This is a genomic window from Solwaraspora sp. WMMD937 (assembly GCF_029581175.1).
In the GTDB taxonomy this organism is placed as follows: Bacteria; Actinomycetota; Actinomycetes; order Mycobacteriales; family Micromonosporaceae; genus Micromonospora_E.
Window position 1 is genome coordinate 82,548 of record NZ_CP120738.1, and the last position, 11,649, is coordinate 94,196.

Sequence of the window (11,649 nt, forward strand, 5' to 3'; positions counted from 1 at the left end):
GACCGGATCAGGTCGACAGGTCGACCTCTTCCCAGCCGGGCGGCGCGTCGTGGTACGGGCCCCGGAAAATGACCACCCATTCCAGGGCCCACCGCCGTTGTCCGATGGCGTTGGCGTCCACCACCCCGGGCAACGGGTCGCCCCGCCGTTCCGCTTCCAGGTAACCCCAGTCCAGGCAGTAGTAGAAGTCGAGCAGTACGGCGGCCTCGGCCGCGTCGCGGGGGGCGACGAGGGTCCGGGAGCGCCATTGGGCGAAGGTTTCGCCGGCCGCCAGGTTCGGCAGCAACGCCATCAGCCGATCGTCGGAGACCGCGACCGGGTCGAGATGCCGGGTCAGCCCCAGCACCCAGGCCAACGCGAAGATCGCGTCGTGGTGCAGGACGAACGAGCGGTGGTCGCCGCGCCCCCCGATGACGAACTGCCACTCCGGCGGGGTGACCAGCTCGACCAGATGCGAGTTGAGCAGCCAGCTCATCGCCGCCTGCGGTGGCATCCCGAAGCAGCGCGCCAGCACCAGATGCAGGATCGCGGTGCGGGCCTCGATCTCCGGGGTGGGCCGCAGCTCGACCCCGTCGCCCGGCTCCCAGACCAGCGGGAAGCCGGCCGGAGGCAACGGTAGGCGGAGCCGGCGCAGCTCGTCGAGACTCTCCGCGCGGATGGCCCGGGGGTCAGGAGCGAGTACGGTCACAGGCTTCGTTCCCTGCTAGTCGGCGGCGGCTTCTCTCCTGGACGGACCCCCGGCGAGGCAGGATATCCGCTCTGTGTCACGGGTACCACGACAAGGGGTGTCGGTGCGCCGGTCGCGGCGGATCAGGCGATCCGGTCGACGACCAGCTCGGTGGTCGCCGGTGGCGCGTCGGTGAGCTGAACGGGATCCGTTGGGCCGAACCCGCCGGAGAGGGCCGGCAGCACGTCGGCGATCCGGTCGGGGTCGTCGGCGCGCAGCTCGACGAGGGGATCACCGGCCCGGACCGACTCCCCCGGACGGCGGTGCAGGATCACCCCGGCGGCGGCGCTGACCGGATCCTCCTTGCGGGCCCGGCCGGCACCGAGCCGCCAGGCGGCCACCCCGATCGCGCGGGCGTCGACTGCGGCGACGTGACCGTCCCGGTCGGCGCGGACCAGTTCGGTTTCGGCGGCGACCGGTAGCGGGGCGTGCGGGTTCCCGCCCTGTGCGGTGATCATCGCCCGCCAGGTGTCCATCGCCCGACCGTCGCGCAGCGCGGCGGCCGGGTCGGCGTCGGGCAGGCCGGCGGCGTCGAGCATTTCGCGGGCCAGCGCGAGGGTGAGCTCCACGACGTCCGCCGGCCCACCGCCGGCGAGCACCTCGACCGATTCGGTCACCTCGACGGCGTTGCCGACCGCCCGGCCGAGCGGGGTGGACATGTCGGTGAGCAGGGCGACCGTGCGGACGCCGTGTGCGGCGCCCAGGTCGACCATGGTGCGGGCGAGCTGCCGGGCGTCGGCGACCGACGCCATGAAGGCTCCGCTGCCCACCTTGACGTCGAGGACCAGCGCGCCGGTGCCTTCGGCGATCTTCTTGCTCATGATCGAGCTGGCGATCAGCGGGATTGCTTCGACGGTGCCGGTGACGTCGCGCAACGCGTACAGCTTGCGGTCGGCCGGGGCGAGGCCGTCGCCGGCCGCGCAGATGACCGCGCCGACGTCGCGCAGCTGGTCGACGAAGCGGTCGTTGGTCAGGTCCGCCCGCCAGCCGGGGATCGACTCCAGCTTGTCCAGGGTGCCGCCGGTGTGGCCGAGCCCTCGGCCGGACAGCTGCGGTACGGCGGCGCCGCAGGCGGCGACCAGCGGGGTCAACGGCAGGGTGATCTTGTCGCCGACGCCACCGGTGGAGTGCTTGTCGACGGTGGGCCGAGGTACGCCGGACAGGTCGAGCCGCTCGCCGCTGGCGATCATGGCGGCGGTCCACCGGGCGATCTCCGCGGTGTCCATGCCGCGTAGCAGGATCGCCATGGCCAGCGCCGACATCTGCTCGTCGGCGATCTCACCCCGGGTGTACGCGGCGATGGTCCAGTCGATCTGGGCGTCGCTGAGCCGGCCGCCGTCGCGTTTGGTGCGGATCACGTCGACGACGCCGGCCATCTTGGTGCTGTCACTAGACAAATCGGTCATACCTTCACAATGGTTCCAGGGTCGCGGGCGACGCCGGAGAGGGCGGGGTAGGAAAATCGGCTGCCGGATGCTCGCGGTGCTGCTGCCGGGTGCTCGCGGTGCTACCGCGCTCGATCAGCCGGTCCAGCGGGTGCTCACCTCGGTCGGCGGGTCGCCTTCGCCGGCCCAGGAGACCCCGCCGTCGGCGTCGACCACCACCACCCGGTGGGTGCGCGCCCGGCCCCAGGCCACCACCGACTCGGCAGACGGCCAGCTCGGTGCCTCCTCCAGGATGCCCGAGCCGGCCGCCTCGCCGGTGGATTCGGACCGTTCCCAGTAGCCGGTCCAGACCAGCTCGCCGCCGGCCGAATCGGGATGTACGAAGACGGTGCCCCGGCCCCGCCACTTGGCCAGCCGGGCCGGCACCGCGGTGTCCGGTGCCACCACCGGGCGGCCGGCGGCGTCGGCCCGCCCGACGTGCTCGGGGCCGACCCGGTCCCGCTCCGCCGCGCCACGACCGACGCCGGGGGCGAGCGCGGCGGCCGCGAGGTCCGCCGGGCCGAACGCGTGCGGCAGCAGCTCTGCCACGGTCAACGGCGCCGGCAGCGCTTCGACCTGGCATTCCGGCCCGCCGTGCTCCCACAACAGCTGGCGACAGCGCCCGCACGGCATCAGCGGCTGACCGTCCCCGCCGACGCAGGACAACGCCACCAGCCGGCCACCGCCGGTGCTGTGCAGCGACGAGACGACGCCACACTCGGCGCAGAGCACCACGCCGTACGCGGCGTTCTCGACGTTGCAGCCGACGACCACCCGGCCGTCGTCGACCAGCCCAGCCGCGCCGACCGGAAAGTTCGAGTACGGCGCGTACGCGTGCCGCATCGCCTCGGTCGCGGCCCGCCGCAGCTCCACCCAGTCGATCTCCACGACTGCCCTCCTCACCTGCACCGGCCACCGCCACCGGCCGGTCGGTCCGGTTCGTTCGACCGGACCTGACCGGCCAGTAGTAAACGGTAACCGGCGTTGATCAGGCTTTGATGTAGGGCTTGCCGTCGGCGGCCGGTGCCCGTACCCGGCCGACCAGTCCGGCGACCGCGAGCAGCGTCGCCAGGTACGGCAGCATCGCCAGGAACTGGCTCGGGATGGCGCTGCTGATCGCCCCCAGGTAGGCACCGAGCTGGTCGGCGAAGCCGAAAAACAGCGACGCCAGCAGCGCCCCGGTGGGACTCCACCGGCCGAAGATCATCGCGGCGAGGGCGATGAAGCCCTTGCCGCCGATCATGTTCTTGGTGAACGAGTAGAGCAGCAGGGTGTACGACCCGCCGCCGATCCCGGCCACCATGCCGGCCAGCAGCACGTTGCGGTAACGCAATCCCAGCACCCGTACGCCGAGGGTGTCCGCCGCGATCGGGTGTTCGCCGATCGACCGGGTCCGCAGCCCCCACCGGGTCCGGAACAGCGCCACATTGATCACCACGACCAGGATCAGCGCCAGGTAGAGGAAAATGCTGCCCCGGAACAGCGCCGGCCCGAGCACCGGGATGTCGGACAGCAGCGGGATCTCCCAGGTGCCGAAGTGCGGCGGCTGGTTGTAGGCCGGCTGGTCGGTCTGCATCAGCCGCTCGTAGAGGAAGCCGGTCAGGCCGATCGCGAACAGGTTCAGCACGATGCCGATGACCACCTGGTCGACCAGGTAGCGGATGGCGAACAGGGCCAGCAGCAGCGAGATGAACGCCCCGCCGAACGCGGCGGCGATCAGCCCGACCCAGACGTTGCCGGACATGGTGCCGATCAGCGCACCGGCGAACGCACCCATCAGCAGCTGTCCTTCGATGGCCACGTTGACCACCCCGGAGCGTTCGCAGAGCACCCCGGCCAGCGAGCCGAAGATCAGCGGCAACGCCAGCAGGAAGGTGCCCCGGACGATGTTGACCATCGGCATGAAGTTCTGCCCGGTCGGCGCGGTGGAGATCTGCCAGCAGAGGAAGCTGACCACGAAGCCGACGATGCCGACGCCGAGCAGCCAGCGGAACCAGCGGGCACCGTACGGGCTGAGCAGCAGCACGCCGGCGGCGAGGGTCGCCAGGCCGAACAGCACCGCGCCCAGGTTGCCGGGGATCCGCAGCGCGGCCCCGCCGGCGGTCTCGCTGAGCGTGAACCGGGCCTGCTGCTCGGCGGCGAGCGAGCCGAAGACGGCGGCCGCGACCACACCGGCGGCGACCAGGACAGCGCCGCTGATCCGGGTACGGTTCCAGAACCGTTGCACCACCGCCACCGGGGCGTCAGTTGCGATCATGGTGGACAACGCGGTCACCAGCCCTTCGCCATGCTGGTCTGCAACCGGGCGGACCGGGCCGCCCGGAGCTGGAAGATCGCCTTCACCAGGGCGGGGGCGGCGATGAAGATGACGATCAACGCCTGGAGCACGGTGACCAGTTCCAGTGAGATGCCGGAACCCGACTGCATCGCGTTGCCACCGGCCCGCAGCGCCCCGAACAGCAGCGCCGCCAGCGCGACACCCCACGGTTTGACCCGGCCGAGCAGGGCGACCAGGATGCCGTCGAAGCCGATCTGGGCCGCGACCAGCGGGGTCAACGCGTTCGCCGTGCTGCCGAGCACCATGTTGGCGCCGCCCAGCCCGGCGAGCCCGCCGGCGACCACCATCAGCAGTACGTAGGTGCCGGTGACGCTGATCCCGGCGGTCCGCGCGGCGTCCGGGTTGGCGCCGACGGCGCGCAGTTCGAAGCCGAACGTGGACCGGTTGAGCAGCCACGCGACGGCGGCGGTGACGACGACCGCCAGCAGGATGCCGGCGTGCACCCGCAGCCCGTCGCCGAGCAGCCGGGGCAGCTGGGCGGTGGTGTCCACCGGCCGGCTGATCGCGTCCGGCCGGTCCGGGTTCTGCACCCCGGGCTGCACGATGATCCAGGTGAGGAAGTACAGCGCCACGTAGTTGAGCATGATCGTGGTGATCACCTCGTGGGCGCCGGTACGGGCCTTGAGGAATCCGGGGAAGAAGCCCCACAGCGCGCCGCCGAGCGCCCCGGCCAGCACCGCGACGACCACGTGCAGCACCAGCGGCAGCGGCAGCAGGAAGCCGGCCAGCGCGGCCACCACGACGCCGATGATCGCCTGCCCTTGAGCGCCGATGTTGAACAGGCCGCCCCGGAAGGCCAACGCCACCGACAGCCCGGTGAAGACCAGCGGCGCGGTGTAGGTCAGCGTCTCGGAGATCGGCCGGAACACCGTCGACCACTCGGCGTCTCCGGCGAAGAAGGACCGTACCGCCGACGGGTCGATCACCGAGCCCTTGAACAGGTTGGCGTACGCCTCGCTGACCAGGGTCCAGCTGGCGGACAGCGCGTCGCCCGGGCGGGCGAAGAAGTAGGTGTAGGTGGCGAGCACCTCCGGGTCGGAGATGATCATCAGTACGCCGCCGATGACCACGGCCAGCAGGAGCGCGAGCACCGTCACGGTGACGGTGTTGGCGGCCCACAGGTTGTGCAGGAAGCGCTGGCCGAGGGAGTCACCGCCGGGGGCGGGCGGGCCGGTGCCGGCGGGCGGCTCGGCGTCGGCCGCGGTGCTGGCGTCGACGGCGGCGTGCGCGGCGGCCGCCGGCTCGGCGTCGGCGGGCGGCTTGTCCGGCGAACCGGCCGACGAGCCGTTGTCGCTGCTCATTGCGTCCCTTCTTGCTCGGTCCCGCCGGTGACCCCGGCCATCAGCAGGCCGATCCGTTCCCGTGGGGTGTCCGGTCCGACCACGGCGATGATCCGGCCGCGGTACATCACCGCGATCCGGTCGGCCAGCCCGATCACCTCGTCCAGTTCGCTGGAGACGACCAGGACGCCGGTGCCGGCGTCGCGTTCGTCGACGATCCGGCCGTGGATGAACTCGATGGAGCCGACGTCGACGCCCCGGGTCGGCTGGGCGGCGATGAACAGCTTCAGCGGCCGGCTCAGCTCCCGGGCCACGATCACCTTCTGCTGGTTGCCGCCGGACAGGGTGCCGACCGCCGCCTGTCCCGAGGACGTACGGATGTCGAACTGGGCGATCCGCTCGGTCGCGGACGCGGCGATGGCCGCCGGCCGCAGCGCCAGACCGGAGCCGAACGGCGGTTGGTCGTACAGGTCGAGCACCAGGTTCTCGGCGACGCTGAACTCCTTGACCACGCCGTCGATGCTGCGGTCCTCCGGCACGTAGCCGACCCCGGCGCGCAGCACCCGTTTGGTGCTCCAGCCGTCGATGCGCTCGCCGTTGAGGGTGACCGTGCCCGCCGCCGACGGCAGCAGGCCCATGATCGCCTCGACGAGTTCGGTCTGGCCGTTGCCCTGCACTCCGGCGATGCCGAGCACCTCGCCGGCCCGTACGGTCAGGTCGACGCCGTCGACCACCCGTACGCCGCGCTCGTCGTCGACGACCAGGCCGGCCACTTCGAGCACCGGCTCCCCCGGCTGTGCCGGGGTCTTGTCCACGGTGAGGCTGACGCTGCGGCCGACCATCAGCGCGGCCAACTCGTCGCGGCTGGCGGTCGGCTCGGCGGTGGCGACGGTACGGCCTCGCCGGATCACCGTGATCCGGTCGGCGATCGCCTTCACCTCGCCGAGCTTGTGGGTGATGAAGACGATCGACTTGCCGGCCGCCTTCAGCGACCGCATGACGGTGAGCAGGTCCTCGGTCTCCTGTGGGGTGAGCACGGCGGTCGGCTCGTCGAGGATCAGCAGGTCGACGTCGCGGGTCAGCGCCTTGACGATCTCCACCCGCTGCTGGATGCCGACCGGCAGGTCCTCGATCACCGCGTCCGGCTCGACCGCCAGGCCGTACCGGTTGGAGACGTCGACCACCTCGGCGCGGGCCCGGCGCTGGTCGAGGAAGCCGAGCAGCCCGCCCCGGGTGCGTTCGGCACCGAGCATGACGTTCTCCGCCACGGTGAGCACCGGCACCAGCATGAAGTGCTGGTGCACCATGCCGATGCCGGCGGTGATGGCGTCCCGTGGGCTGCGGATCTTGATCGGGGTGCCGTCCACCAGGATCTCGCCCTCGTCCGGCTGCAGCAGCCCGTAGAGGACGTTCATCAGGGTCGACTTGCCGGCGCCGTTCTCGCCCAGCAGGGCGTGGATCTCGCCGGGCTCGACGGTCAGGTCGATGTGGTCGTTGGCGACCAGGTCGCCGAAGCGTTTGGTGATGCCGCGCAGTTCGAGTCTCAGCGGAGCCTCCCGGGGAGACTCCGGGCCACCGGCGGGTGCCCGGAGGGGTCGATGGCTGAGGCCGCCCCTGTCACCGGGGTCTGTGGACCCCGGTGACAGGGGCGGGGTGTCGCTCGCGAGGCGTGCCGGGGCAGCCCCGGCGCGCCAGCCGCCGGTTACTCCGGCTGCGCGTCGGAGGTGACCTCGATGGTGCCGGCGATGATGTCCGCCTTGAGCTGCTCGACCTCGGCCTTCAGCTCGTCGGAGACGCGGTCGTCGAACTCGTTGTACGGGGCCAGCGAGACGCCGTTGTTCTCCAGGTTCCCCAGGTAGCCCGGGTCGGCGGCGAGCTCGTCGCCGTTCGCGCCGGCCAGCACGGCCTGCTTCACCGCGTCCGGGATGTTCTTGACCACGGTGGTCAGGAAGGTGTCGCAGTACTGCGCGGCGCTCTCGCAGCCGTCGACGTCGACCCAGATGACGCTGTACGCGCCACCGGCGGCCTGCGCGGCGGCGGCGGTGCCGAGCCCGGCGCCACCGGCGACCGGCATGATCACGTCGGCGCCCTGGGCGACCAGGCTGTCGCCGACCTTCTTGCCCTCGTCCTGCTTGACGAAGTCGTTGGTGAACGAGCCGTTCTGGGTCGCCTTGTCCCAGCCCAGCACCTGCACGTCGGCGCTCTTCACCTCGTTGTAGTGGGCGACGCCGTCGACGAAGCCGTCCATGAAGATGGTCACCGGCGGGATCGGCAGGCCGCCGTAGGTGCCGACGATGCCGCTCTCGGAGAAGCCGGCCGCCAGGTAGCCGGCGAGGAACGCGGCCTGGGCGGTGTCGAACTGCATCGGGTATACGTTGGCCTGGCCGGTCGTGGCGTCGACGATGCCGAACTGCTGGTCCGGGTTGGCCTCGGCGACCGCGGTGGTGGCGTCGCCCATCAGGCCGCCGACGGCGAGGATGAAGTCGCAGTCCCCGGTGACGTAGCCGGTCAGGTTCGGCTCGTAGTCGGCCTCGGCGCTGGAGGCGACGTAGTCGCCGTCGACCGCGTCGTTCTCGCTCTGTGCCGCCTCGATCCCGGCCCAGGCCGAGGCGTTGAAGGACCGGTCGTCGATGCCGCCGACGTCGGTCACCATGCACGCCTTGTACGCCTCGGTGGGCTCGCCACCGGTGCCGTCCGTGCCTTCATTATCGGGTGCCTCGCCGCACGCGGCAGCGGTGAGCGCCAGCCCACCCGCCGCGAACATCGAGACGATCCGCATCCCACGCGTAGCGCGCAAGACGGTCTCCTTCCATTGCACACCGCAGACTGTCGCGGCATCGCGTCCCCACCCGGCCGGTCGGACCGGACGTACTTTGGACGGGAGCGTACGCGCGGTCCCGTCCACCGGCCGACAATCGTGCACGACTGTTGAGCCGCCGTTACCCTCGCGTAACTCTCCCGCGCGGGAGATCACCCGCGGATCCGCAGGATCGCTCCCGCCGCCGACCCTATAAGGGGCGGCAGCGGGTCGTCGGCGGTTCACCCGGTCGTGACCGGGGCAGGTGACGGCACGGTCGGTCGCGGTACGGTGGCGTGGCGTCAGCGCCAGAAGACGGCGACGGCGGCGTTGACCAACGTCAGCACGATGATCGCCAGGAAATGCCCCTTGTTGACCGATTCGCGCTTACGGGAGAAGAAGACCATCGCCAGGATGGCGAGCCCGAGCACCAGTTTGGTAACGAGTTTCGCCGGGGCCGGTTCGGCGCCGTCGCGCAGCGGCGCGGACAGCCCGATGCCGGTGACGACCTGGATCACCGCGCCCCAGAGCATGGCCGGGTTGACCCGGATGTGACCGCTGAACCACTGGACGGCGGCACCACCGAGCAGCAGCGCGAACCCGATCAGGTGGGCGTAGAGCAGTACGAGTCTGAGAGCTTCCACCTGCTCATCCTCGCGCACCGTGCCGTGCCCGGCCGCCCCCGGGTCCGGCACGTCCTACCCGCTCAGAGCAGCGGGCAGCTGTCGATGTACTCGGAGAAGGCGCGGTCGTCGGCCGGCGGCGGGCAGAGGAACTGCTCGTACCGCAGATCGTCGTCGACGAACCGCTTCAACCAGGCGACACTGGACGAGGCGATCGTGGCATTCGGGATGTTGGGCGCGAAGTGGCTGGCACCCCGCAGTTCCAGATACGCCGACTCGAGGTCGTCCGGGAAGCTCGCGTGGAACCGTTCCGAGTGGCGCCGTACCGAAGCGATGCCGTCCCGCTCTGCGCCGATGATCATCGTCGGCACCTGCAGGTCGGACCAGTTCTTGGTGAGGTTCCACGGGGTCAACGGGATGGCTGCCCGCAGTTCGGGCCGGGCGTCCGCCGCTTCCAGGGCTCCTCCCCCACCCATTGAGTGTCCGATCACTGCCAACCGGTCGGCGTCGACCCGGTCCTGCACCGAACTGTCCTCAGTGAGGAAGTCCAGCGCGGCGAGCATCTGCCGGCCCCGACTGGCCGGCTGGTCGGTCGTCGTGTTCGTGTCGATGTTGAACACCACGAAGCCCTGCGACGCCAGCCTCGGTGCCAGCCACGCCATCGACGACTGCCGGGCAGTGAAACCGGGCGCGATCACCACCCCGCCGAAGGTGCCCTCCGTGGTCGACGTCGGGAAGAAGATGGTCCCACCCCCGAAGCCCGAGGCCTGGGAACGACGTACCACCGTCTCGTCGATGTCGAACGGACCGTTGGCCGCCGCGATGCTGGCCGCCGACGGCGCCGGTCCCCGCTCGAACGGGCTCTCCGCCGCCTGCGCGGTCGGCGCCAGTACGACGCCGGCGGAGATCGCCGCCGCCGCCGCGCCGCCCACGAAGAGGTTCCGCAGCCGGAGCCAGCCCGGCCAGTTGCGCGGGCGGCGCCGCCGCCCGCGCGGCGACCGGTAGGCCGCCGTCGATGCTGTCTGTCCTGTCACGATCCTGCTGCCCTTCCTCGTCGCGACAGGGATGTTTACGCAGGTCAATAGGGCTGTCCTGCACCTGTCGCAACTCGGGGTACGGCGGTCGGACACCGGCGGATCATGGGATTGGCCGAACGTCTGAACACCTCGGTACGGACAGCCAGGTACCGCTGCTGTCCTGGTGATCGGAGGTGGTCCCGCCCCCTCTCAGCATGCTCACAGCGCGTCTGCAGCATCATCGCCGGCATGCGAGCGGTGATGTTCGACGCGTACGGCCCGCCCGACGTGCTCACCCAGGTCGATCTGCCGACACCCGTACCCCGTGGCGACCAGGTGCTGGTCCGGGTGCACGCCACCACGGTGACCTCCGCCGAGTGCGGGATGCGCCGGGGCGAACCCCGCTGGGGCCGGGCGATCATCGGCTTGCGACGCCCGCGCAACGGGATCCGGGTGCTCGGGCTGGAGTTCGCCGGCGAGGTCACCGCCACCGGGCCGGCGGCCAGCCGGTTCCGGGTCGGCGACCGGGTTTTCGGCTTCACCGGCTTCGGCGTCGGGGCGAACGCCGAGTACAAGTGCCTGTCTGAGCGGGCGTCGATGACGACGATGCCGGCGAACGTGACGTACCCGCAGGCTGCCGCGACCGTGGACGGCTTCACCACCGCCTGGCACTTCCTGCATGACCTGGCCGACCTGCGGCCGGGCCAGAAGGTGCTGGTCGTCGGCGCCTCCGGCAGCATCGGCACGTACGCCGTCCAGCTCGCGAAGCACCTCGGCGCCGAGGTGCACGGCGTGTGCAGCGGCCGCAACGTCGAGTTGGTCGGCTCGCTCGGCGCACACCGGGTGTTCGACTACACCGCCGAGGATTTCACCGCCAGCGGCGAACGCTACGACGTGGTCTTCGACACGGTCGGTCGCAGCTCGTTCGCCCGGTGCCGGCCGGTGCTCGCCCGGCGCGGCTGCTATCTGCCGACGACCAGGCTGGTGACGAACAGCCTGCTGACAGGCGGCACGGCCGTCACCCGCGGCCGGCGGGTCCGGACCGGGATGTCGGTACGCAAGCACGCCGCCCTGGCCGCGCTGCGGGACCTGCTCGGCGACGGCCGGCTCCGGGTCGTCATCGACCGCAGCTACCCGTTGGCCGAGATCGTCGAGGCCCACCGGTACGTCGACAGCGGACACAAGGTCGGCAACGTCGTGATCACCGTCGTGGACGGCGACGCCCCGCCTGAGTCGCGCCGCGCCGGGCACACGGCTCGGGAACCCAAGGTGTCTCCGCAGGGTTGATGCCACAGGTGCATCAAAATGCACCTGTGGCATCAACCCCGGACCGATGGCGTGACACTGCGTCGAGGTGGCGGACGACAACCCGGGCCGGCGTCGTCGTTACCCCCGGCCGGAGGCCCGCCGATCCGCGGCAGGTCCTGACCGGGCATCAGCGCCC

The 11,649-nt window shown here is 71.2% G+C and carries 10 protein-coding genes; 1 reads left to right on the forward strand and 9 read right to left on the reverse strand.

What is annotated here, in order from left to right:
- Nucleotides 1-7: 7 nt before the first annotated feature.
- The 9 genes from O7621_RS00370 to O7621_RS00410 form a co-directional block, all read right to left on the reverse strand.
- The gene (locus tag O7621_RS00370) at nucleotides 8-688 is read right to left on the reverse strand and encodes a DUF4272 domain-containing protein (RefSeq protein WP_282232218.1); all 681 of its coding nucleotides are present in this window, start codon (nucleotides 686-688) and stop codon (nucleotides 8-10) included.
- A 122-nt stretch (nucleotides 689-810) separates the two neighbouring features.
- Nucleotides 811-2,133: a thymidine phosphorylase gene (locus O7621_RS00375; protein WP_348775273.1), complete on the reverse strand. Its 1,323-nt coding sequence runs from the start codon at nucleotides 2,131-2,133 to the stop codon at nucleotides 811-813.
- A gap of 114 nt (nucleotides 2,134-2,247) precedes the next feature.
- Nucleotides 2,248-3,039, reverse strand: coding sequence for a cytidine deaminase (locus tag O7621_RS00380; RefSeq protein WP_282232219.1), 792 nt, complete (start codon nucleotides 3,037-3,039; stop codon nucleotides 2,248-2,250).
- Nucleotides 3,040-3,139: 100 nt separating this feature from the next.
- Nucleotides 3,140-4,408, reverse strand: coding sequence for an ABC transporter permease (locus tag O7621_RS00385; RefSeq protein ID WP_282234790.1), 1,269 nt, complete (start codon nucleotides 4,406-4,408; stop codon nucleotides 3,140-3,142).
- A 14-nt stretch (nucleotides 4,409-4,422) separates the two neighbouring features.
- Nucleotides 4,423-5,790, reverse strand: a complete 1,368-nt coding sequence (locus O7621_RS00390; protein ID WP_282232220.1) for an ABC transporter permease — start codon at nucleotides 5,788-5,790, stop codon at nucleotides 4,423-4,425.
- Nucleotides 5,787-7,316: an ABC transporter ATP-binding protein gene (locus tag O7621_RS00395; RefSeq protein WP_282234791.1), complete on the reverse strand. Its 1,530-nt coding sequence runs from the start codon at nucleotides 7,314-7,316 to the stop codon at nucleotides 5,787-5,789. The genes O7621_RS00390 and O7621_RS00395 overlap by 4 nt, the downstream gene beginning before the upstream one ends.
- Nucleotides 7,317-7,471: 155 nt before the next feature.
- On the reverse strand, nucleotides 7,472-8,548 hold the full coding sequence (locus tag O7621_RS00400) for a BMP family ABC transporter substrate-binding protein (RefSeq protein ID WP_282234792.1): 1,077 nt from the start codon (nucleotides 8,546-8,548) through the stop codon (nucleotides 7,472-7,474).
- 320 nt (nucleotides 8,549-8,868) lie between these two features.
- Entirely contained in the window at nucleotides 8,869-9,210 is a 342-nt protein-coding gene (locus O7621_RS00405) for a hypothetical protein (RefSeq protein ID WP_282232221.1), read from the reverse strand.
- Between the two features lie 62 nt (nucleotides 9,211-9,272).
- A complete protein-coding gene (locus O7621_RS00410) occupies nucleotides 9,273-10,097 on the reverse strand; it encodes an alpha/beta hydrolase (protein WP_282234793.1) in 825 nt (274 codons plus the stop codon).
- 357 nt (nucleotides 10,098-10,454) lie between these two features.
- On the opposite strand from O7621_RS00410, the gene O7621_RS00415 reads away from it, so the two are divergent.
- Nucleotides 10,455-11,492 (forward strand): NAD(P)-dependent alcohol dehydrogenase, encoded by a 1,038-nt coding sequence (locus O7621_RS00415; RefSeq protein ID WP_282232222.1) that lies wholly within the window; start codon nucleotides 10,455-10,457, stop codon nucleotides 11,490-11,492.
- Nucleotides 11,493-11,649 lie beyond the last annotated feature (157 nt).